The organism is Cryobacterium sp. M15 (assembly GCF_002929675.1).
Taxonomy (GTDB): domain Bacteria; phylum Actinomycetota; class Actinomycetes; order Actinomycetales; family Microbacteriaceae; genus Cryobacterium; species Cryobacterium lyxosi.
The window spans coordinates 219,112-240,428 of the sequence record NZ_PJJW01000039.1 but is presented as its reverse complement, the minus strand read 5'-3'; the positions used below and the strand labels follow the sequence as shown (position 1 = coordinate 240,428).

20 protein-coding genes and 1 tRNA gene are annotated in these 21,317 nt (G+C 64.7%); 4 read left to right on the top strand and 17 right to left on the bottom strand.

Annotation, left to right across the window (positions count from 1 at the left end; genetic code table 11):
• Positions 1–312 precede the first annotated feature (312 nt).
• Positions 313–1,074: a ParA family protein gene (locus tag CXY83_RS12490; RefSeq protein ID WP_104197649.1), complete on the top strand. Its 762-nt coding sequence runs from the start codon at positions 313–315 to the stop codon at positions 1,072–1,074.
• A 25-nt stretch (positions 1,075–1,099) separates the two neighbouring features.
• On the opposite strand, the gene CXY83_RS18630 is transcribed toward CXY83_RS12490, so the two are convergent.
• From CXY83_RS18630 to CXY83_RS12455, 7 genes are all read right to left on the bottom strand, one after another.
• Positions 1,100–1,318 (bottom strand): three-helix bundle dimerization domain-containing protein, encoded by a 219-nt coding sequence (locus tag CXY83_RS18630; RefSeq protein WP_104197648.1) that lies wholly within the window; start codon positions 1,316–1,318, stop codon positions 1,100–1,102.
• A gap of 283 nt (positions 1,319–1,601) precedes the next feature.
• Positions 1,602–2,276, bottom strand: coding sequence for a haloacid dehalogenase type II (locus tag CXY83_RS12480; protein ID WP_104197647.1), 675 nt, complete (start codon positions 2,274–2,276; stop codon positions 1,602–1,604).
• A 914-nt stretch (positions 2,277–3,190) separates the two neighbouring features.
• Positions 3,191–3,262 (bottom strand) — tRNA-Gln (locus CXY83_RS12475).
• A gap of 103 nt (positions 3,263–3,365) precedes the next feature.
• Positions 3,366–4,889 carry a glutamate--tRNA ligase gene (gene gltX, locus CXY83_RS12470; RefSeq protein WP_104197646.1) on the bottom strand — a complete coding sequence of 508 codons (1,524 nt, stop codon included), beginning with the start codon at positions 4,887–4,889 and terminating at the stop codon, positions 3,366–3,368.
• Positions 4,890–5,099: 210 nt separating this feature from the next.
• A complete protein-coding gene (locus CXY83_RS12465; protein ID WP_104197645.1) occupies positions 5,100–5,828 on the bottom strand; it encodes a fumarylacetoacetate hydrolase family protein in 729 nt (242 codons plus the stop codon).
• Between the two features lie 29 nt (positions 5,829–5,857).
• The gene (locus tag CXY83_RS12460) at positions 5,858–6,961 is read right to left on the bottom strand and encodes a branched-chain amino acid aminotransferase (protein ID WP_199184957.1); all 1,104 of its coding nucleotides are present in this window, start codon (positions 6,959–6,961) and stop codon (positions 5,858–5,860) included.
• Positions 6,958–8,028: a 3-isopropylmalate dehydrogenase gene (locus tag CXY83_RS12455; protein WP_104197644.1), complete on the bottom strand. Its 1,071-nt coding sequence runs from the start codon at positions 8,026–8,028 to the stop codon at positions 6,958–6,960. The genes CXY83_RS12460 and CXY83_RS12455 overlap by 4 nt, the downstream gene beginning before the upstream one ends.
• Before the next feature lie 112 nt (positions 8,029–8,140).
• On the opposite strand from CXY83_RS12455, the gene CXY83_RS12450 reads away from it, so the two are divergent.
• On the top strand, positions 8,141–8,392 hold the full coding sequence (locus CXY83_RS12450) for a DUF6458 family protein (RefSeq protein WP_104128277.1): 252 nt from the start codon (positions 8,141–8,143) through the stop codon (positions 8,390–8,392).
• Here the strand turns inward: CXY83_RS12450 and CXY83_RS12445 are convergent, their stop codons facing one another.
• On the bottom strand, positions 8,393–9,886 hold the full coding sequence (locus tag CXY83_RS12445) for an MFS transporter (protein WP_233200927.1): 1,494 nt from the start codon (positions 9,884–9,886) through the stop codon (positions 8,393–8,395).
• A 359-nt stretch (positions 9,887–10,245) separates the two neighbouring features.
• Between CXY83_RS12445 and CXY83_RS18425 the strand changes: the two genes are divergently transcribed.
• Positions 10,246–10,812 carry a TetR/AcrR family transcriptional regulator gene (locus CXY83_RS18425; protein ID WP_146069927.1) on the top strand — a complete coding sequence of 189 codons (567 nt, stop codon included), beginning with the start codon at positions 10,246–10,248 and terminating at the stop codon, positions 10,810–10,812.
• A 110-nt stretch (positions 10,813–10,922) separates the two neighbouring features.
• On the opposite strand, the gene serA is transcribed toward CXY83_RS18425, so the two are convergent.
• Complete coding sequence (gene serA, locus CXY83_RS12435) at positions 10,923–12,515, bottom strand: phosphoglycerate dehydrogenase (RefSeq protein ID WP_104197643.1); 1,593 nt, start codon at positions 12,513–12,515, stop codon at positions 10,923–10,925.
• Between the two features lie 87 nt (positions 12,516–12,602).
• On the opposite strand from serA, the gene CXY83_RS12430 reads away from it, so the two are divergent.
• Positions 12,603–12,998 (top strand): DoxX family membrane protein, encoded by a 396-nt coding sequence (locus CXY83_RS12430; RefSeq protein ID WP_104197642.1) that lies wholly within the window; start codon positions 12,603–12,605, stop codon positions 12,996–12,998.
• On the opposite strand, the gene CXY83_RS12425 is transcribed toward CXY83_RS12430, so the two are convergent.
• The 8 genes from CXY83_RS12425 to CXY83_RS12390 form a co-directional block, all read right to left on the bottom strand.
• Positions 12,999–13,370 (bottom strand): hypothetical protein, encoded by a 372-nt coding sequence (locus CXY83_RS12425; RefSeq protein WP_104197641.1) that lies wholly within the window; start codon positions 13,368–13,370, stop codon positions 12,999–13,001. It lies immediately after the preceding gene.
• A complete protein-coding gene (locus CXY83_RS12420; RefSeq protein ID WP_104197640.1) occupies positions 13,367–13,891 on the bottom strand; it encodes a hypothetical protein in 525 nt (174 codons plus the stop codon). The genes CXY83_RS12425 and CXY83_RS12420 overlap by 4 nt, the downstream gene beginning before the upstream one ends.
• A gap of 216 nt (positions 13,892–14,107) precedes the next feature.
• The gene (locus CXY83_RS12415; RefSeq protein ID WP_104197639.1) at positions 14,108–15,400 is read right to left on the bottom strand and encodes an alkaline phosphatase family protein; all 1,293 of its coding nucleotides are present in this window, start codon (positions 15,398–15,400) and stop codon (positions 14,108–14,110) included.
• Positions 15,397–17,043, bottom strand: a complete 1,647-nt coding sequence (locus CXY83_RS12410) for an alkaline phosphatase (RefSeq protein ID WP_104197638.1) — start codon at positions 17,041–17,043, stop codon at positions 15,397–15,399. Before CXY83_RS12410 ends, CXY83_RS12415 begins: the two co-directional genes overlap by 4 nt.
• A gap of 63 nt (positions 17,044–17,106) precedes the next feature.
• Entirely contained in the window at positions 17,107–17,754 is a 648-nt protein-coding gene (locus CXY83_RS12405) for a DUF998 domain-containing protein (RefSeq protein ID WP_104197637.1), read from the bottom strand.
• Between the two features lie 133 nt (positions 17,755–17,887).
• Complete coding sequence (ilvC, locus tag CXY83_RS12400; RefSeq protein WP_104197636.1) at positions 17,888–18,916, bottom strand: ketol-acid reductoisomerase; 1,029 nt, start codon at positions 18,914–18,916, stop codon at positions 17,888–17,890.
• A gap of 44 nt (positions 18,917–18,960) precedes the next feature.
• The gene (ilvN, locus tag CXY83_RS12395; RefSeq protein WP_174722183.1) at positions 18,961–19,470 is read right to left on the bottom strand and encodes an acetolactate synthase small subunit; all 510 of its coding nucleotides are present in this window, start codon (positions 19,468–19,470) and stop codon (positions 18,961–18,963) included.
• 2 nt (positions 19,471–19,472) lie between these two features.
• Complete coding sequence (locus tag CXY83_RS12390; protein ID WP_104197634.1) at positions 19,473–21,266, bottom strand: acetolactate synthase large subunit; 1,794 nt, start codon at positions 21,264–21,266, stop codon at positions 19,473–19,475.
• Positions 21,267–21,317 lie beyond the last annotated feature (51 nt).

Sequence of the window (21,317 nt, the reverse complement as noted above, 5' to 3'; positions counted from 1 at the left end):
GGCGTGGTCGGCGGCGTGTTTTCAAGCGACATGAAAGTCGTTATCTCCCCAAGATTAATGTGTGTGCCGACACAGGGTGAACATCACCTGTGTATTTCATGAGAAATTGATGGCAATTATCAGCCTATTACACAGCAAAGATGTCTCTCACCGGCTCTGTCGAAGCTCCAGACCGGGAACACGACGAGTCTTGGATTCGTAGACTGCTGAAATCACCACACGTACCTGGCCGCTATAAGCGCCTCCAACGCGGCACGGTGTCGAGTCTGCGCCGGCCCACGACGCCGCGAGGTTGACTTCTATGATGGGGTCATGAAGACGGTCGCGATATACAGCACCAAGGGTGGGGTCGGCAAGACAACGACAGCGGTCAATCTCGCCTGGGAGGCGTCCCATGAGTGCCGAGTGCTGCTGTGGGACCTGGACCCGCAGGGCGCTGCGACGTATCTCCTCAACGTCAAAGCAAAGGTCAAAGGCGGCGTGGATTCTCTCATTCGGGGCAAAAGCCACGTGGATGCTGTCATCCGGCCGACCGCGTACAAAAACCTCGATGTGCTCCCGGCGGATGACACCTACCGAAATCTGGACCTGTTCCTTGACTCAGCCAAAAAGTCGACGCAGCGTATCGCCAAGGTGCTGGAGTCGGTCTCGAACCAATACGATGTCGTGATTCTCGATTGCCCGCCCGGGGCGTCCCTCGTGGCGGAGAACGCACTCCACGCGGCCGACCTTGCCGTGGTCCCCCTTGGACCGTCACCGCTTTCACTACGTTCACTGGCCCAAGTCAACGAGATCATCGCGGCATCGGACCGGCCGCCCAAAGTGTTCGCATTTCTTTCGATGGTGGACCGCCGCAAACTTGTGCACCGCTTTACCGCAGAGGCGTTGCCGCGCGAACACCCAGAGGTGATCGACCTCGTCGTTCCCGCGACCGTCGTGATCGAACGGATGGGCACCGAACGCGCCCCGATCGGAACCTACGCACCGAACACTGAGGCCGCTCAGGTATTCGCCCAACTCTGGGGGCACGTTCGTGCTTCGTCGAAAGTCAAGTTAGGCGCGCGACGTGGGTAAGACGTTGCGCTAGAGCGAATCGACGCTACGCCGCTCGTGGAGGTGTGGTTCGCTCCGCGCGCAGCTGCGACCGGGCTGCGTGTTCAACGAGCACCGGGATGAAGTCCCGGATGGGTTTGTCGGAGAGGGAAGCGTGGCATGCCGTCACGACCGCTTTCACCCGATCCGGTGGTAAATCGGCGTACCTGACCTCAAGCCGGCGAACCATATCGTCGACCGCATTCTTTTCCTGCTTTGAGTCCATAGTTCATTGTGCCTACATTCCGTGCTGTACATAACCAGAATCTCCACCCTGGCTTGAGCGCGACGACGACGTCGAGGTGAGTACGACGACGGCTTTTTCTACCCGACCAGGGCTGGGCACGCCCCGAAGGTCAAAAAAATCGCGGCGTGACTCACCCGTTCTCGATCGATGTACGCCGTGTGTTCATCCACGTCGATACCCTGCTCTTCCGCTCGGTGAGAGCGTGGAGGATGTGCGTCGTCGTGTCCAGACACAGTCAAATTCACCCACCGAGCGCAGAGTCCTAAGCCTGGAGGCGCTCGGCGAGCTCGCTGAGATTTGGAACGGTGTAATCCGGTATCGCAAAGTAGTTCGGATACAGTGCGTCGGTTCGGTTCAGCCAGGCGGTGCGCAGGCCCGCCTGGGCTGCCCCATGGATGTCCCAGGGGTGCACGGCGACCAGGAGCATGTCGGCCGGTCGAACTCCGAGAACCTCCGCCGCGTACCGGTAGGCGGAACCGACTGGTTTCCAGTGCGGGGCATCCTCGACTGTGAGAAGGGCCTCGAAGTCAGTCCGAATCGCCGCCGTGGTCAGCATGTTCTGGGCCAGCTGCGCGGACCCATTGGAGAGGGTTGCGAGGCGACATCCGGCATCCTTGAGCGCTCGAACTCCGTCTGCGACGTCCGGGTGCAGCTTCAATGCTCCGAGGCCTTCCAGGACGTGGTTTATTGCCTCGTCAATGGTGCTGGTCAGGGCCACATCGCGGAACAAAGTTCGCAGGATCTCCGCGCCCGCCACGGAAAATTTCACGCTGCCCCCAGACGCGGCAAGGGCGAACCCGTCCCGCAGCACGGATGCAAACCAAATGCGGGCCAGGTAGCCCGGAGCACCGACTTCTACGAAGCGATCCTCCATCGGAGACATGTCAGAGAGGGTTTCATTGACATCAAAAACTATCACCGGCATGGCTGCATTCATGGTGGACTCCTCAAGGTTGGTCAATATACCAGCTGCTGTGAACCGACCGGTCCGGCCTCGGCCCCAGCACGAAGATAAACGAGCGTTGTGTTCGCGATCTTACCGAACGCCCCCATTCCGCAGGCACGGACACAATGATGAACACAGTGCTTTCAACCATTTCACGGTGCTCCAGTTTGCGCAAAGCCACTTTACGGATGCACTCCGGGCGCGATTGTTGCAGAATGAACCGGGTCGCCTACTCGTGGGATATGCCAGACGGTCCGATCGAACCGGAGATCAGGCTTGGCTCCATTCGAATCACCCGTCGTTGCTGCGCTCGTGGTCTTCCATAGCCGGGGCACGGTCGACGCATATCCGCAGCGGACAGTCACGGGGTATGTCGGATGCTCGGCCGGCGCATCCGCTTCATCAATATCGCCCACTCTCGCCGACGAGCCGTAGCCGGTTCTCGATTCGTCGGGCTCGGACCTGTTTGCCCTCAGCGTTGCGCGCGCACTGCTGACTGGTCACCCGCCAAGACGCTGGCCTCGCCGTCGAGTCGGTCGTCGTGCCGCTGCACCGTCGACCGCGCTCGAGCAAGAGGTGGGACAGATTCCACGGGGTGCCGCATCGCCCGCTGTTGTGCGAACGCGTCATCGGACGGAAGCGTGGGACACCGATGTCATTCGTACGGAGCTGAAGGCGTCGTTCACGACCTTCGTCGTGCGTCTGGGCCAGAATTCGTGCGCACTGCCCCGGCTCCGATCACGGCTCGCTGGGCCTGCAGATGCGCCCGGTTTCGGGCTGGGGAACTGTCGCGGAGCCCATAGACAGCCGGAGTATCAAGCACGGGCGTTTTTCAGCCGGCTACTGCGGCCTCCAGACGGGCGGGCGATAAGTGATTTCGCCGCGGAATCCTGCGCCTGTTAGTGCTGGGGTACCTGGACTCGAACCAAGAACAAATGAACCAGAATCATCCGTGTTGCCAATTACACCATACCCCAATGCCTAATCCGAAGACCGGGCCGAGTAGTAGCCTAGCCCACTCGGGCTGGAGAGGCCAAACCGGGGTGTTTCCCGGCGAGTCGAAGCCTCACCAGCCCGGGGTCAGGCCGTCGTCGTCACCGTGAGGGCCCGATCAAGACGGCCGAGGGTTTCCGCCTGACCAAGAATTTCCATCGACTCAAAGAGCGGCGGCGAGATCTTGCGGCCCGACAGCGCGACGCGCAGCGGTCCGAAGGCCACGCGCGGCTTGAGGCCCAGCCCCTCGATAAGAGTTTCGGCGAGCAGTTCATGCACTCGCTCGGTGCTCCATTCCGCTGAAGGAATACTTTCGAGGGCCGTGCGTGACGCGCCGAGAATGTCGGCGGCGTTCTGCGGGAGTGAGGCGAGGGCATCCGCTTCGAGAATCAGATCGGCGCCGGAAACAAACAGAAAACCCAGCATGGCTGGCGCTTCGCCGAGGAGTGCGATGCGCTCCTGAATGAGGGGCGCTCCCTGGGCAAGCAGGGCCAGATCTGCCTCGGTCGGGGTCTCCTCGAGCACTCCGGCAGTCACCAGGTAGGGCACTAGCCGGGCGGCGAAGTCTGACGCCTCAAGCTGGCGAATGTGGTCGCCGTTGATCGACTCAGCTTTCTTCAAGTCGAAGCGGGCCGGGTTGGGGTTGACGTTCACGACGTCGAACGCGGCCGTGAACTCGTCGATCGAGAACACATCGCGGTCGTGGGTGAGTGACCAGCCAAGCAGCGCGAGGTAGTTGAGCAGCCCTTCGGGAATGAACCCGCGGTCTCGGTGCAGAAACAGGTTTGCTTCGGCGTCGCGTTTGGAGAGCTTCTTGTTCTTGTCTCCCATGACGTAGGGCAGGTGACCGAAACGGGGCACGAAGGTGGTCACGCCAATGTCGATGAGCGCGTGGTACAGCGCGATCTGACGGGGCGTCGACGAGAGCAGGTCTTCGCCGCGCAGCACATGGGTGACGCCCATGAGCGCGTCATCGACCGGGTTCACGAAGGGGTAGAGCGGATGCCCGTTGGGGCGCACCACGACAAAGTCGCTGAACGAGCCGGCCGGGAACGTGATCTCGCCGCGCACGAGGTCGTCGAAGGAGAGCTCGGTGTCTGGCACGCGCAGGCGCAGCGCCGGGGACCGGCCCTCGGCACGATAGGCGGCCTTCTGCTCCGAGGTGAGGTCGCGCTCGAAGTTGTCGTAGCCCATTTTCGGGTCGCGGCCGAGGTCGCGGTTACGCGCCTCGATTTCTTCGCCGGTGACGAAGCTCTCGTAGATGTGACCGCTGGTTTTGAGCTGCTCGATGACTCCGCGGTAGATGTCGTAGCGCTCGCTTTGACGATACGGCGCCTGGGGCCCACCGATGTCGACGCCTTCGTCCCAGTCCAGCTTGAGCCAGCGCATGGCCTCGACGAGCTGCAGAAAGCTCTCTTCACTGTCGCGGGCAGCGTCGGTGTCTTCGATGCGGAAGATCATTTTTCCGCCGGTGTGCCGCGCGTAGGCCCAGTTGAACATGGCGGTGCGAACCAGGCCCACGTGGGGCGTTCCGGTTGGCGAGGGGCAGAACCGCACGCGAACGTCGGTTCCGGTGGCGGTAGAAAACGGGTGTGCAGTGGTGTCAGACATTACTCATGATTCTAGTTGCGCGAGCCCTGCTGCCTCACGTCGAGCCCGGGCCCGAGAAATCGGCCCAGTTTCTTAACCGGGCCTGCGTTCAGAGGGTGAACCAGGGCGATGCAATGGCAATGAGAGCGCGCAGCGCGGGCAGCCGGCCACCCAGTTCTCGTTGGCGAGGGCGCGCAGGTCAACCGCTGCACCGGAGCAGAGCGCAGAACGTCAGGCCGGGCGCACCACGGGGTTCACGAGTGCTCCGATGCCCTCAATAGACACCGTGACCGTGTCGCCGTCGACGACGGCTGCCGGCGTGTCGAGCGGTCCGGCCAGAATCACGTCGCCGGGCAGCAGCGTGAACACGCTCGAGGCGAATGCCACGAGCGCAGATACGGTCTCCTCGGTGGTCCGATCGTCGTCGCCGAGGTCGACCGCCTGAAACTCCTCATCGTTGATCAACCCGCGCAGCGGCGTGGCTGCCTCGTCGAACTCCGTCTCAATGATCGGTCCGAGCGGGAGGAACGTGTCGAAAGCCCCGGCGCGGGTGGGCGACACCTCCGTAAGGTCGGCCGCGGTGACGACCGTCGCTACGGTATAGCCGAAAACGCGACCTGCGGCATCCGCCACTGAGACGTTCTTGGCGATCTTGCCAATGATGATGGCGAGCTGGCCGTCGACCTCAACCCGATCGGAGGCGGCGGGCAGCACGATAGCGTCGCCGGGGCCGACGACAGCTGTGTTCGGCCGCAGCACGAATGCCTCAGAAGACACCACCGCGACGATCTTCGAGCGCGGAATCACCGGCGCGAGCAGCTTCACGTCGGCCAGGGCCACCCGGTCGCCGGTCGTGTCGAATCCGGCGAACATCGGGTCGCTCGTGAGCACGACCAGTTCGTCGTCGTCAACGATACCGAACGCGATGGCGCCCTGGTAGCTGTAGCGTGCGATCTTCACGTGTCTCGTTTCCGCTCAAAAGGTTCAGTTTAGTCGAGGCGGGTGAGCCAACCGTGACGGTCAGGCACGCGCCCATACTGAATGTCGGTGAGTTCCTGGCGCAGCGACAGGGTGACCTCGCCAGCCGGGGTATCCGCTTCGCCGATCGTGAAGTCCTTCGCTTTGAGCTGGCCGATCGGGGTGACGACGGCGGCGGTTCCACAGGCGAAAACCTCGGTGATGGCACCGGATGCGACGCCGTCGCGCCACTCCGCCAGCGTCACCGCGCGCTCTTCCACGGTCATACCGCGGTCGCGGGCCAGCTGCATGATGCTGTCGCGGGTGACGCCCTCGAGAATGGATCCGGTCAGGCGAGGCGTGATAATCGTGTCCGTGCCGTGCACGAAAAACACGTTCATGCCGCCGAGTTCATCGACGTTCGTTCCGGTCTCCCCGTCGAGAAAGAGCACCTGGGCGCAACCATTCTCGTACGCCTCCATCTGGGGCAGCAGCGACGCGGCATAGTTACCGCCGCACTTGGCTGCGCCGGTACCACCGCGACCGGCGCGGGAATAATCGGTCGACAGCCAGATCTTCACCGGGGCCACGCCGTCGGCGAAGTAGGCACCGGCTGGGCTGGCGATCACGTAGAAACTCACCTTGTGGGCGGCGCGCACCCCGAGAAAGCTCTCGTTGGCGATCATGAACGGGCGCAGGTACAGGCTGGTCTCGGGCGCGGACGGCACCCAGTCGCCGTCAATCGCGATCATCTGCCTGACCGACTCGATGAAGTCCGGGGTCGAGAGTTCGGGCAGCGCGAGGCGCTGCGCCGAGCGTTGCAGCCGCTCGGCGTTCTTCTCGGGCCGGAAGGTCCAGATCGAGTTGTCGGCGTGCCGGTAGGCCTTGAGGCCCTCGAAGATCTCCTGGCCGTAGTGCAGCACCGACGAGGCGGGATCGAGCAGCAACGGACCATAGGGCGTGACGCGGGCGTCGTGCCAACCGGCCTCGATCGACCAATCGATGGTGACCATGTGGTCGGTGAAGTGTTTGCCGAAGCCCGGATCGGCAAGTATCTCTTCGCGTTCGGCCTCGGCGCGCGCGTTCGTCGACGGCGTGAGGGCGAAACTCATGGGAAGGATTGTGGTCTTGCTCATTTAAGTACCTTGTCTGTCAAAAGGGTCACGATGGCATCTCCCACCTCAGCGGTGCTGCGTCGCTCCAGGGTGTTGCGCCGCCGTAGGTCGTCGGCCACCGCTACGTTCACGCGAGCCGCGGCATCCGGTAGACCGAGGTGGTCGAGCAGAAGCGCTACCGACAGGATGGCTGCGGTCGGGTCGGCGAGTTGTTGGCCGGCGATATCGGGAGCCGAGCCGTGGACCGGCTCGAACATGCTGGGAAAATGGCCCGTCGGGTTGATATTGCCGGAGGCCGCCAGGCCGATGCCGCCGCTGATTGCCGCTGCCAGGTCGGTGAGAATGTCGCCAAAGAGGTTGTCGGTGACGAGTACATCAAATCTACTCGGATTCGTGACGAAGAAAATCGTCGCCGCGTCGACGTGCAGATAATCGACCGCAACGCGGGGGTACTCGACGGCCACTTCGTTCACGATGCGCTGCCATAAGCTGCCGGCGAAGACGAGCACGTTGGTCTTGTGCACGAGGGTGAGGCGTTTACGCTCGCGGCTCTGGGCCACTTCGAAGGCGTACCGCACAACGCGTTCAACCCCGTAGGCGGTGTTCACGGAGACCTCGTTGGCGACCTCCTGGGCTGTGCCGCGGCGGATCGCGCCGCCGTTGCCGACATAGGGGCCCTCCGTGCCCTCGCGCACAACAACGAAGTCGACCACGCCGGGGGCGGCGAGCGGGCTTGTGACGCCGGGGTAGATCGTGCAGGGCCGCAGGTTGACATAGTGGTCGAGGGCAAAGCGCAGGCCGAGCAGCAGTCCGCGCTCGATATTGGCGTTTTTCAGGCGCGGGTCACCGGGAACGCCGCCGACCGCGCCGAGAAGAATGGCGTCGTGCTCCTGGATGGACGCGAGGTCGGCGTCGGTGAGCACATCACCGGTTTCGAGGAACCGCGCTGCGCCCAGGTGGAACATGCTCGTGTCAATCGTGACGTCGTCGCGGGCGGTGACAGCGCCGAGCACCTTGACGGCCTCGGCGACAACTTCCGGCCCAATCCCGTCTCCAGGAATGACAGCGAGTTTGATAGTACGAGACATGCGGCTCCGAACCGGTCAACGTTCACCTGAATTGCTTCTAGTCAAACCTTACCTTTCTCGCCGAAGTGCCTAGGCTGGAGCGAAGCGCACTACCAATTGAAAGTGGGTAATCATGAGTATCGGACTCGGAATTTTTCTGCTGGTCGTCGGCGCCATACTGGTGTGGGCCCTCGACGTGACCGTCACCGGAATCGACCTGCAGCTTGTCGGCTACATTTTGCTCGCGGCCGGCGTGCTCGTGACGATCCTCGGCATCGTGCTGATGACGCGTCGCCGCAACAGCGTGAGCACCACCCGAACCATCGCCGACCCGGCGAATGGCGAGCAGGTCACACGCCGCGAGAACTCGATCGACGACCTGTAGCTAGCGCGCCCTGCGCAGCGCGACAAGCGCGACGACGGCCGCACCAAGCACGAGCGCAACACCGATCCAGGCGGTGAGGCCGACACCGCTGTCGAAAGCGTGCCGAGCTGAATCGAGCAGCTGCTGCGCCACCCCGGCGGGTAGCTGCCCGGCCACGGCCACGGCTCCACCAAGCGTTTCGCCGGCGGCAACCCGTTCAGCCGCACTCAGGCCTTCGGGCAGCAGCACTGCCGCGCGATACGACACGGTCAGAATGGTGCCGAGCACAGCTGTGCCGAGCACAGCTCCCAGCTCGTAGGCGGTTTCGGACACGGCGGAGGCCGCCCCCGCCTTATCGGCTGGCGCCGTCGCCACGATCAGCTCGTTCGACACGGTCTCGGCCGCTCCGATTCCGATGCCGAGCAGCACGAAAGCCACGCCGATGGAGAAAGCATCAATCTGCCCGCCACGCAACGCGATCGACGCGAACCCGGCGACCGACACCAGCAGTGCCACCGGCACCACTCGCGACGGGCGTACCCGGCGGGCGATCGGCACGATCAGCAGTCCAGCCACGATCATCGCGGCCAGGCCGGGCACCAGCACAAGGCCGGCCGAGAGCGGTGAGAGTCCGAGCACGAGTTGCAGGTGCTGCGAGATGAAGAACAGACAGCCGACGAGCGCTGTGACGCTGAGCAGGTTGACGCCGACGGCGCCGCTGAACGCGCCGCGCCGAAACAGGCCCATGTCGAGCATGGGGTTCGGCAGGCGCAACTGGCGACGCACGAACCACACGCCGAGCAATAGTCCGAGCGCAATCGGAGCGAACGTGAACCAGGTCGCCCCGTGCTCGGCGATGGTTTTGATGCCATAAACGATCGGCAGCATGGTGCCAAGCGACAGGGTGATGCTGAGAAAATCGATGCGCCCGGGGTGTGGGTCGCGCGATTCGGTCACCAGGATCGGTGCTAGCACGAACAGCGGCAGCAGCACGGGAACGGCGATCAAGAACACTGAGCCCCAGGCGAAGTGCTCGAGCAGGATGCCACCGATGACCGGACCGAGCGCGCTGCCGGCCGCGAAGCCCGTAGCCCAGATGGCGATGGCGAGGCGGCGTTGGTCACGGTCCACAAAGGTGCTTCGCAGCAGGGACAGGGTTGAGGGCATGAGCATCGCGCCGAAGAATCCGAGCGCTGCCCGGGCAATGATCAGGCCTTCGATGCTCGGGGCGAACGCCGCGAACACCGAGACCACGCCAAACCCGGCGGAGCCGATGAGCAGCAAGCGACGCCGCCCGATGCGGTCGCCCAGGCTCCCCATGGCCACGAGCAGCCCGGCGAGCACGAGCGGGTAGATATCCACCATCCAGAGCAGCTGCACACCGGTCGGCAGCGTGGCCGTAGAGATCGCCGGCAACGCAAAATTAAGCACGGTGTTGTCGATCGACACGAGCAGCACCGGCAACATCAGCACGGCCAGCGCCCACCAGCGGCGACGGTCGTGCCGTATGGGCAGAGCGGATGCCGCTCCCCCGGGGGCCCCGGCGCTGGCTGTGAGAGCTGTGTCATCGGCGTCACGGGTTCGGGACGCGCTGCCCTCAACACCACTGGCTTTAACAGCGCTCCCCTCAACACCGCTGGCCTCAACAGCACTGCCCCCAGCAGCACGAGTCTCGGCGACGCAGGCCTCGGTGGGCAGCACGGTGGGATTGGTGGGACCAGCGGGGGCAGACACGATCTCGTTCACTTTCTGGGTACTTTTTTCGACCGTTATCGGCGGAACATCACCTTTGACTGTACCGGCTAGACGGTATAGTTGTCTAGTTCGTTACTTGTGTCCAACCCACAGTCTGCGTGTTCGTTACCATGGCCCCTATGTCGAAAAATGCCCCCGCGCCGTCCGCTCCCACGCGGGATCGACTGCTCGACGCCTTTGAGGAGCTACTGGTCGAGGGCGGCGAACGGTCCGCCACACTCGACTCTGTGGCGGCGGCAGCCGCGGTGTCCAAGGGTGGCTTGCTCTATCACTTCGCCTCGAAGGACGCCCTCGTCGACGGCCTGCTGGCCCGCCTCGACGCGCTCGCGCGCGAGGACGCCGATAACATCCGCACCGCCCCGGCCGGACCCGTCGACTACCTTATTCGCACCTCGGTGCACACCGGCAGTCCGCTTGACCGCGCTTACATCGCCGGTTCCCGCCTCGCCCAAGGCCGGGATCCCCGGGCCATGCAGGTGCTCAGCGAGATTCGTCGACGCTGGCTCTCGGTCATTGAAGACGCCGTACATGACCCAGATACAGCCCAGGCGATCATGCTGATCAGCGACGGACTCTACGTCAACTCGTCGCTTGCCACGTATGAACTCACACCACCGAGCCACACCGACGAATCCATGACGCGGCTGATCACCCTCATCGGCCGGCTCCTGCCGCGCTCCAAGTAGTCATCCAGGCCGGATACCTCCGAGCCGAACCTCGGAACAGAAAGTGGGCGCCCACCGGGCAGGCGCCCACTCGTATCCGTTCTACCGCCCCCATTCACGGGCGAAGGGCGCTATTCGGTGAGGTCGATCTCCACCATGATCTCGGCGTCGATCGCCGTTCGCACCGCGGTGAGCAGCCCGGCCGGAACCTCGGAGTCGACGGTCAGTACGCTCAGCGCCTTGCCGCCGGCCACGTGGCGGGCGATCTGCATGCCCGCGATGTTGATGTTGGCCTCGCCGAATTCGCGGCCGTAAACGGCGACGATTCCGGGGCGGTCGGCGTAGAGCATCACAATAAGGTTCTTGGCGAACGGAACCTCAACGTCGTAGCCGTTGATTTCGACGATCTTCTCGATCTGCTTGGTGCCGGTGAGGGTGCCAGAAACGGAGACCTGCGAACCGTCGGCGAGGGCGCCGCGCAGGGTGATGACGTTGCGGTACTCGGGCGATTCGGCGTCGGTGAGCAGGCGCGCGCTGACACCGCGCTGCTCGGCCAACAGCGGCGCGTTGACGTAGGACACGGTTTCGCTGACCACGTTGGTGAAGATGCCCTTGAGTGCGGCGAGTTTGAGTACGCTGACGTCGTATTCGACGAGTTCACCACGCACCTCGATGTCCACGCTGGTGAGCGGGCTGTGCGCGGCCAGGCCGGAGAATACTTGGCCGAGCTTTTCGACCAGCGGGATGCCGGGGCGCACGTAGGGATCGATGACGCCACCGGCTACGTTGACCGCGTCGGGCACGAGCTCGCCGGAAAGCGCGAGGCGTACGGACTTGGCAACGGAGACGCCTGCCTTCTCCTGGGCTTCGTCGGTCGAGGCGCCGAGGTGCGGGGTGGTGATGATGTTGTCGAGTCCGAGCAACGGAGAGCCGGTGGGCGGTTCGCTGACGAACACGTCGAGGCCGGCGCCGGCGATGGTGCCGGCGAGGAGGGCCTCGTGCAGCGCCTCTTCGTCAATGAGTCCGCCGCGGGCGACGTTCACGACGAACGCGGTCGGCTTCATCAGCTTGAGCTGGGCTGCACCGATCATGCCGGTGGTCTCGGGGGTCTTCGGCATGTGAATAGTGACGAAGTCGGACTGCGCGAGCAGCTCGTCGAGGGTGACCGGGGTCACGCCGAGCTGCTGTGCGCGCGCCGACGTGATGTACGGGTCGTATGCGATGACGTTGGTGCCGAACGCCTGCAGGCGGGCCGTGATGAGCGCGCCGATCCGGCCGAGGCCGATGATGCCGATGGTCTTTTCGTAGAGCTCGACACCGGTGTACTTGGAGCGCTTCCACTGCCCGTCGGCGAGGGCGCCGGAGGCGGCCGGAATGTGACGGGCCAGGCTCAGGATGTGCCCAACGGTCAGCTCGGCGGCGGAGATGATGTTGGAAGTGGGGGCGTTGACGACCATGACTCCGGCCGCGGTAGCGGCCTTGATGTCGACGTTGTCGAGGCCGACGCCTGCACGGGCGATGACCTTCAACAGCGGCGCGGCCTTGATGGCTTCGGCATCCATTTTGGTGGCGGACCGCACCAAGACGGCCTGCGCCGTGGCGAGCTCAGCGAACAGGGCGGAGCGATCCGTGCCGTCGACGTGGTGAATGTCAAAGTCGGGCCCGAGGGCATCGACGGTGGCGGGGGAAAGTTCTTCGGCGATCAGGACGACGGGCTTCGACACTAAAATCGGATCCTTAGATTGCATTTGTCGGTGGCGCGACAAGGGGCGCTACTCGGATTCCAACCCTACCGGCTGCACAATAGACGAATGAGCAGCGACGTAATAGACGGTCTCCAACTGGTTCTGCGCGTGCTTCTGGCTCTGGTTTTCGTTGGCGCCGGGATCACTCATTTTCAGCCGGCGGTGCAGCGCACGATGGCGGCGATGATTCCGCCGCGGCTGCGGCGGAGCGGTCGGGCCAACCCGGTGAACCTGGTGTTGTTCACCGGGGTGTGCGAGATTGCTGGCGGGCTGGGATTGCTTTATCCACCGACCATGGTGGTCGCAGCCGTCGCGCTCGCGGTGTTTCTGGCGGCGGTATTTCCGGCCAATGCCTATGCTGCGCGGCACCCGAAGCGGTTTGGGCGGGTGGCGATCCCCTTGGTTCCCCGGCTCATCGCGCAGCTCATATTGATGGCCCTCATCATTGTCGCGGTGCTCTAGCTAGACGATCAATCGACCCAGGCTGAACACAGCGGCAATGTCAAGCGACACGGCGGCCACCGCACACAACCCCACGAGAAGGGTCAGGGCCTGCACTCCGAAAGCCCGGTTGCGTCCCAGCCAGTAGGCCAGGGCGTAGACCAACACCGGCAGCAGCACCGCGAAGATGAGCACGGCCCAGCCGAAGCCGCTCAGCTGGGTCGCGAGTGACTGCGCCTGAAGGTTCAGCCCGACCAGGTTGCCGACGGCTTCCCACACGTCGTAGGCATAGAACAATCCGAAGAATAGTGCAATGCTCAGCAACGCCCACCGTGGTGGACGTCGACGGCTGGCGGTGGTGTCGTCCGAGACATTGCCATCTGCAACGCTCATGAGCCCGCTCCCGAACCGATAATGAAGGGCACGGGGGCGAGCACGACGACGCCGATCAGCAGCCAGATCAGCCGCGCACGCGGTCGGCTCATGGTGAGCCAGTAGGTCACACCGAACCACGCGAGTGGCGCGGCTACCGCCAGCCAGGCGCCGAGCGAGAACATGAATTCGGTGACCGGGTCGGTGATGGAATTTTCGATCCGCGCGACACCGATGAACCAGCCGATCGTGTACAACAGGTACATGCCGGCCAGGATGCCCATGCCGATCAGGGCAACAGAGCTCGGTGCTGAGGCGGAAGGCTGGGTGTTGTCGGGTGGCTGGGCACCGCTCGGTTCAGGGTTATCAGCCTCCGTCGTAGTGTCGGTCGCGACCTCGGAGTCCGCTGAAACCCGAGGGATGCTCCACCCTTCGGGCACACCACCAGACGCCGGCCTCGCCCGATCGGTGCTCCCTTCTTGCAGGGTTGGGTCGTCGTCACCGGCCCAGTTCAGTGCGTCGTCGTCACGTCTCGCGTTCATTTTTATAGAGTATCCGGTTGCCACCGACGATGCCGGTTAGAGCGAGGGCGTAGCACTCCGCCCTCGGGAATAATCGGTACGAGGCCGCGACTATGGCGGGAACGTTGGGGACGGCAATGACGGCGAGACCGGGCCGACGATTTTCCATTTGGGCGCTGACGGGTCAGGGCACGAAGAAGGAGATGATCAAGGTGAGGGCATCGGGCCGGTCGCGGGCTACGCGGTGAACGCCGCGCTTCTCGCCGTGCCGTCGTAGCCGCCGGCTGGCGCCGGCAGGCCCAACAGGGCGCCGATCGTGGGCGCGACGTCCACGGTTCGGGCGGGGTCCGACAGGGTGATTTCCCGGCGAACGCGCGGGCTGCCGCCGGAAATGAAGAAGGGAATCGGTTCGGTCGTCGGATGCCCGTGGTTGCCGGGAATCGGATTGGACGCGATCGTCGGGTCGGAGAAGCGCCAGCCGGCCCGGCAGAAGGCGACGAGGTCGCCGGCCTCGGCGCCGAGGCGGAGTGCGGCCGGTTCGGACACCGAGAGCACGCCCTCATGGGCGGTCACGAGCGCGCGTATCTCGGCGAGTCCGGCGGTGCGACCGGCGACGCTGCCCACCCAGTAGAGCAGGTCGGCGCCGCCGTTTTGGCCGATGACGATCTGCTCGCGCAGCGCCGGGTGGTCCCGGAGGATCAGGTCCACCGAGATGACGTTGGAGGGGATCGACCAGTCCATCGAGTGGTCGGCCAGCACCACGAGCACGCTGTTCTCCCAGAGTCCGGCCGAGACGAGGTGGTCGACGAAACGGCCGATCTGGAAGTCGCTCGAGGTGAGCGCTGCCGTGCGAGCAGCTTTGATCGAGGTACCGGTCTCGTCGGAGTGCCCAACCCGGTCAATGTCACCGAAATTGGCGAAGATCAGGTCAGGGTCGGATGTCGTGACCATGGCGATGAGCGCGTCCATGGTGAACCGGTCCGGCGCGTGGTTAGTGAGGGGTACCAGCGGCGCCGGCTCCCACCGGTAGGTCGCCCGCTCACCGAAGATTCCGAACAGGTACTCCTTGCTCAGCACCGAGCCGGTGGTCAGATTTTTCTCCTGCAGCCGCTCGAGCAGGGTCGGAAAGCGCAGGTCGCTCGGTCGGTCGAGGTCGCGGACCACGGCTTCGGCCCGGTCGTAGATCGAATTCGCGGGAACGCCGGAGCGGTCGGGCCGCACGCCGGTCATCATCATCACGTGGTTGGGGATGGTTTCCATGACCGGAAGCGACCGGGCCGTCGGAAAGTTGACGCCCTGGCTGCGCAGGGCGTGCAGCCGGGGGGTGAGCTGCGCGGTGATCTCGTCGGGACGGCATCCGTCGACCACGAGCACGTAGACGCGGGTGCGGGCGGCGGGCGGCACCGCGATGCTCGGGGGCTTGGCCCACGCGGTTCCGGGAGCGGTCGAGAGCACGACGGTGGCGCTGGCGCCGACGGCGATCTTCAGGAACTGGCGGCGGTCTGCGGCGATCGAGGCGGGGCCGTTCATGCGAGGGCCGTGACCTTATGGGTGCCGGCGGCGACTTGGTAGGACACCGACCGTGAGCTCGTGGACGTGGGGCTGGTGCGGTCGGAGAGCACGTACCAGTCCATCCGCACCGCCGCGGGAGTCACCTCGAGCACCGAGAAGCCGTGCGAGTCGAAGTCGAGGTATTTCACGTGCGGGTTCGCCGCCTTGAAGGCGTCTTCGACGGCGATCGAACCGCTGCGCGGCGGCACCCCGAGAATGTCGTCGAGGTTGTCGCTCGTGACCGAGGTGCAGACGAGTTCCGCGGCAACGGATGTCCCGGTGCTTGGGTAGGTGAGCGGGTCGGCGGGCACGTCGCAGGCCCAACCGGAGTGGATGTCGCCGGTGAGGAAGACGGCATCCGTGATCGCATTGTCGCGCAGATGACTGATCACGCGGCTGCGATCGGCGGTGTAGCCGTCCCACTGGTCGACGTTGTAGGGCACGCCGTCGATCGTCGTGGACCCGAGCAGGGTCTGCACTCCCCCGATCTCGGCGGTGGAGAGGGTGGAGGGGAACCGTACCGGGGCGATCATCACCGGGTTGCCGATGAGTTTCCACTGGGTGCTGGCCTGCGTCAAGCCGTCGAGCAGCCAGTTCATTTGCGCGGCGCCGGTGAGGGTGCGCTCGGGGCTGGAGATCTCCGGGCTGACGATGGTGGACGCCTGCTGGCTGCGGTAGCTGCGCAGGTCGAGCATCGACACGCTCGCGAGGTCGCCGAAGCTGAAGCGGCGGTACAGCTGACCGCCCGCGTCGTACCGCACCGGCATCCACTCGGCGTACGCCTGCTTGGAGGCGGCCTTGCGCACGTTCCACGTGCCCTCGGAACCCTCGGTGTGGTTCTCGGCGCCGCCGGACCAGGCATCGTTGGCGGATTCATGGTCATCCCAGGTGACGATAAAGGGCACGACCGCGTGCAGAGCCTGCAGGTCGACATCGGTCTTGTATTGGGCGTGCCGGCGGCGGTAGTGCTCGAGGGTGGTCATTTCCGTGGTTGGGTCGTGCGGACGCACGACCACATCGCGGGCCTGGTACTCGCCGACACCGTATTCGTAGAGGTAGTCACCGAGGTGCAGCACGACGTCGAGATCACCGCGGTCGGCGAGGTGGCGATAGGCGGTGAAGTAGCCGGCCTGCAGGTTCGCGCAGGACACCACCCCGAGGCGCAGCCGGTCGAGGGCCTCTCCGGCCGCCGGGGCCGTTTTCGTGCGCCCGACAGGCGAGGTGACGCCGCCGGAACTGAAGCGGTACCAATAGGCCGTGCCCGCGCGCAGCCCGCTGGGTGCGACCTTGACCGTGTGGTCGCGGGCGGCCCCGGTGACGACGGTACCCTTCGCGGCCACCCGCCGAAAGCCGGAGTCTTCGGCGAGCTCCCAGGTCACGGAGACGTCTGCGCCGAGGCCGGAGCCGGGCACGGCGGTTTTCACGGGGGTGACCCGGGTCCAGAGCAGGATGCCGTCGGGCAGCGGGTCTCCCGAGGCCACGCCGTGTGCGAAGGTCGTGCCCGGGAGGGCGCCCTTGGGGGCGGCTGCCTGGGCAGGTTCGCCGCCGACGGTCGCGGCGGCGGCACCGGCGACCACGAAGACGCCGGCGGAGAACAATTCACGTCGAGAAAGGGATGTCATCCCTCCAGCTTGCGGCGCGGGCGAGCTGACGCCACAACCGAGAGCGGGATGTTCACGCACTGTTCACGGCGGGCTCGGGGCGGGGACGCGCGCGTTCAGCCGGAGCATGCCGGCACAGACGAAGAAGACCCAGCCGAGGATGCCGAGCAGGCATATCCGCTCGGCAAGGCCCAGCAGGCCGGGGGCCACGGTCACGGTGAGCAGCAGGAACAGCAACCCCGCCATGGCGATGGCGGTGAAAATCAGGGCTGCCCGGTGGCTTTCCGGTAGTAGCGCGTTTCGGTGCAAGCTACGGGTCAGGAGCACGATCGCGGCGAAGGCCGTCAGAAAGCCAAGGGTTGCGAAGACCAGGTGCACGAGTCCCGCGGCAGTTTCGGCAACGAGCCCGGCTCCCGCCGCGGGGATATCGGTCGGAAAGAACGCGAGCACCCCCGAGCAGAGCCCGGCGACCCCGAGCAGGAGCAGGCCGATTCGGTGCAGCGCAGAGACCGTGCCCAGCTGCCCGATCGCGACCAGCGCACACAGTGTGGTGGCAGCCCGGCCAAGGAAGTTGACGCTCATGACCCAGCCGAAGGGACCGACGGCGAGGTTGCTTTCGGCCTCGCTGATCGGGCTGTAGTGCGGCGGCAGCAGCTGCAGCACGACGTCGACGGCGACATAGCCGAGCACGCCGAGCATCGCCGCGGACGCGCTCACGCGTCGAAGGCCCACGGTCCCCCTTCCGGTCACGCCCCCTCCCCCACCCCCCACGAAACGGCAGTTGTCAGGTTTGAACCGCGTTCTGCAGCCCCGCAATTGCAGTTTCGCGGAGGGGAAGGGCGGGGTGGGTGGGGCGAGCGGGGATCTAGCGGGCGGCTTCGCCGTCGACGTAGTCGTCGTCGGTCGACGCGTTCCACGCGAAGAGCTTGCGCAGGCTGCGGCCGGTTGCTTCGATCGGGTGCTCTTCGCCCTTCTTGCGCAGGGCGAGGAACTCGACTCCGCCGTTGTCCTGATCGGCGATGAAGCGCTCGGCGAACGCGCCGCTCTGGATGTCGGCCAGAACGGCTTTCATGTTCTCCTTGACGCTCGGGTCGATGACGCGCGGACCCGAGACGTAGTCGCCGTATTCCGCGGTGTCGGAGACGCTCCAACGCTGCTTCGCGATGCCGCCCTCCCACATGAGGTCGACGATGAGCTTGAGCTCGTGCAGCACCTCGAAGTAGGCAACCTGCGGCTGGTAGCCGGCCTCGGTGAGAACCTCGAAGCCGTACTGGATGAGCTGTGAGGTACCACCGCAGAGCACGGCCTGCTCACCGAACAGGTCGGTTTCGGTCTCTTCGGTGAAGGTGGTCTTGATGCCGGCGGCGCGCAGGCCACCGATCGCCTTGGCGTAGCTGAGGGTGATCGGCCACGCGTTACCCGAGGCGTCCTTCTCAACGGCGACGATCACGGGAACGCCACGGCCGGCTTCGAATTCGCGGCGCACGGTGTGGCCGGGTCCCTTGGGAGCGACCATGACGACGTCGACGCCGTCCGGAGCGGTGATATAGCCGAAGCGGATGTTGAAGCCGTGTCCAAAGACGAGGACCTTGCCGGCGGCGAGGTTCGGCAGCACGTCGTCCTTGTACAGGTGACGCTGCACCTGGTCGGGAGCGAGGATGACGATGACGTCGGCCCAGGCCGCGGCATCCGCTGTGGACAGTACGGTGAAGCCGGCTTCTTCGGCCTTGGCCGTGCTCTTGGAGCCGGCTTTCAGGCCGATCTTGACCTCAACTCCGGAGTCGCGCAGGTTCTGCGCATGGGCGTGACCCTGCGAGCCGTAGCCGATGACGGCCACCTTCTTGCCCTGGATGATCGTCAGGTCGGCGTCTTTGTCGTAGAAAATCTCAGACAATATGTTTCTCTCCTCGTGAATTGGTGGTTGGAAAACTGAAAACGTTAGTTTCTGAAGACGCGCTCGGTGATCGACTTCGATCCGCGGCCGATGGCCAGCAGACCCGACTGGGCCAGTTCCCGAATGCCGAACGGTTCGAGCACCCGCAGCAGCGCCTGGGTCTTGCCGTTATCGCCGGTGACCTCGATCACGACGGCGTCGGTGGCCACGTCGACGACGCGGGCACGGAACAGGTTGACCGCTTCGAGCACCTGCGATCGGGTCGTGCTGTCGACCTTGACCTTGATCAGCAGGTGTTCGCGCTGCACCGACTGCGACACGTCGAGCTCGACGATCTTGATGACGTTGATGAGCTTGTTGAGCTGTTTGGTCACCTGCTCGAGCGGGACGTCGTCGACATCGACCAGGATTGTGATGCGGGACAAGCCGGGGATCTCGCTGTGGCCCACGGCGAGGCTCTCAATGTTGAACCCGCGACGCGCGAACAGGCCGGCGACGCGCGTGAGCAGGCCGGGCTTGTCCTCGACGAGCAGACTCAGAACGTGGCTCGTCACGGTTATTCGTCTCCCCAGGTTGGTGCGTGGTCTTTGGCGTATTGAACGAAACTGTTGCTGACTCCCTGCGGAACCATCGGCCAGACCATGGCGCCGGGGCTCACGATGAAGTCGATCACGACCGGGCGGTCGTTGGTGGCGAGGGCCAGTTTGATGGCGTCATCCACCTGGTCCTTGCTGGTCACCCGAATTCCGAGCGCGCCATAGGCGTCCGCCATCTTGACGAAGTCGGGAACCATGGCGGTACCGTGACCGGTGTTGAGGTCTGTGAACGAGTGGCGTCCGTCGTAGAACAGCGACTGCCACTGGCGCACCATGCCGAGCGAGGAGTTGTTGATGATCGCGACCTTGATCGGGATCTTGTTGATCGTGCAGGTGGCGAGTTCCTGATTGGTCATCTGGAAGCAGCCGTCGCCATCGATCGACCAGACGACCCGGTCGGGTTCGGCGACCTTGGCGCCCATGGCAGCCGGAACGGAGTAGCCCATGGTGCCGGCGCCGCCGGAGTTGAGCCACGAGTTGGGGCGTTCGTACTTGATGAACTGCGCCGCCCACATCTGGTGCTGGCCGACGCCGGCCGCGTAGACCGCTTCGGGTCCGGTGAGTTCACCGATGCGCTGGATCACATACTGCGGAGCGAGCAGCCCATCGGTCGGCTCGGTGAAACCGAGCGGAAACTCCTCCTTCAGTCCGTGCAGGTAGGTCCACCACTCGGCTATGTCGGACCCGCCAGCCTGGGCGACTTCCGTCCAGGCGATGATCAGGTCGGCAATGACGTCTTTGGCGTCACCGACGATGGGTATATCGGCGAAGCGAATCTTGGAAATCTCAGCGGGGTCGACGTCAACGTGCACGATCTTCGCACTAGGGGCGAATTCGCTGATTTTCCCGGTCACCCGGTCGTCGAAGCGGGCCCCGAGCGAAATGATGAGGTCGCTCTCCTGCAGTGCGAGAACGGCCGAAACCGTGCCGTGCATGCCCGGCATACCGAGGTGCTGGGGGTGCGAGTCGGGAAAGGCTCCGCGGGCCATGAGCGTGGTCACGACGGGCGCACCGGTCGCCTCGGCCAGGGCAAGCAGTTCAGCGGATGCGTGGGCGCGAATAACACCGCCGCCCACATACAGTACGGGCTTCTTCGCGGCCAGCAGCAGCTGCGCTGCCGCCTGCACCTGCTTGCCGTGAGCCTTGACGATCGGCCGGTAGCCGGGCAGGTCGAGCTTGGGCGGCCAGATGAACGGCGCCAGGTTCTGCTGGGCATCCTTGGTGATGTCCACGAGCACCGGGCCGGGACGGCCGGTGGAGGCGATGTGGTAGGCCGACGCGATCGCAGCCGGAATCTCTTCGGCGCGGCGAGCGAGAAAGGAATGCTTGGTGATCGGCATGGTGATACCGATGATGTCGGCTTCCTGGAAGGCGTCCGTTCCCATCGAAGTGGAGAATACCTGGCCGGTGATCGCGAGCAACGGAACCGAGTCCATGTAGGCGTCCGCTATGGCGGTGACGAGGTTGGTGGCACCCGGGCCGCTGGTGGCAATTGCGACGCCGACGCGACCGGTGGCAGAGGCGTAGCCCTCGGCCGCGTGGCCGGCGCCCTGTTCGTGGCGTACCAGAATGTGGCGAATCTTGGTTTGCGTCATGAGCTCGTCGTACAGCGGAATGACGGCGCCGCCGGGAATGCCGAAGACGTCGGTGACGCCGAGTAGCTCGAGCGTGCGAATGATTGCACCCGAGCCGGTGAGCATCTCCGGCTCGGCAGACGCCGGAGCTGAAGGCACGGGAGTGGTTTCCGTGGTCATGGTCGTTGAGTCCCTACTTCGAATCGATGGGTTTGGGCTTACCCGTGCGCG

What these genes read in the sequence shown, in the direction of transcription:
- CXY83_RS12490 (WP_104197649.1), top strand. Translation starts at nt 313, where the DNA reads ATGAAGACGGTCGCGATATACAGCACCAAGGGTGGGGTCGGCAAGACA.
- CXY83_RS18630 (WP_104197648.1), bottom strand. Translation starts at nt 1,318, where the DNA reads ATGGACTCAAAGCAGGAAAAGAATGCGGTCGACGATATGGTTCGCCGG.
- CXY83_RS12480 (WP_104197647.1), bottom strand. Translation starts at nt 2,276, where the DNA reads ATGAATGCAGCCATGCCGGTGATAGTTTTTGATGTCAATGAAACCCTC.
- gltX (WP_104197646.1), bottom strand. Translation starts at nt 4,889, where the DNA reads ATGTCTGACACCACTGCACACCCGTTTTCTACCGCCACCGGAACCGAC.
- CXY83_RS12460 (WP_199184957.1), bottom strand. Translation starts at nt 6,961, where the DNA reads ATGAGCAAGACCACAATCCTTCCCATGAGTTTCGCCCTCACGCCGTCG.
- CXY83_RS12455 (WP_104197644.1), bottom strand. Translation starts at nt 8,028, where the DNA reads ATGTCTCGTACTATCAAACTCGCTGTCATTCCTGGAGACGGGATTGGG.
- CXY83_RS12450 (WP_104128277.1), top strand. Translation starts at nt 8,141, where the DNA reads ATGAGTATCGGACTCGGAATTTTTCTGCTGGTCGTCGGCGCCATACTG.
- CXY83_RS18425 (WP_146069927.1), top strand. Translation starts at nt 10,246, where the DNA reads ATGTCGAAAAATGCCCCCGCGCCGTCCGCTCCCACGCGGGATCGACTG.
- CXY83_RS12430 (WP_104197642.1), top strand. Translation starts at nt 12,603, where the DNA reads ATGAGCAGCGACGTAATAGACGGTCTCCAACTGGTTCTGCGCGTGCTT.
- CXY83_RS12425 (WP_104197641.1), bottom strand. Translation starts at nt 13,370, where the DNA reads ATGAGCGTTGCAGATGGCAATGTCTCGGACGACACCACCGCCAGCCGT.
- CXY83_RS12420 (WP_104197640.1), bottom strand. Translation starts at nt 13,891, where the DNA reads ATGAACGCGAGACGTGACGACGACGCACTGAACTGGGCCGGTGACGAC.
- CXY83_RS12415 (WP_104197639.1), bottom strand. Translation starts at nt 15,400, where the DNA reads ATGAACGGCCCCGCCTCGATCGCCGCAGACCGCCGCCAGTTCCTGAAG.
- CXY83_RS12410 (WP_104197638.1), bottom strand. Translation starts at nt 17,043, where the DNA reads ATGACATCCCTTTCTCGACGTGAATTGTTCTCCGCCGGCGTCTTCGTG.
- CXY83_RS12390 (WP_104197634.1), bottom strand. Translation starts at nt 21,266, where the DNA reads ATGACCACGGAAACCACTCCCGTGCCTTCAGCTCCGGCGTCTGCCGAG.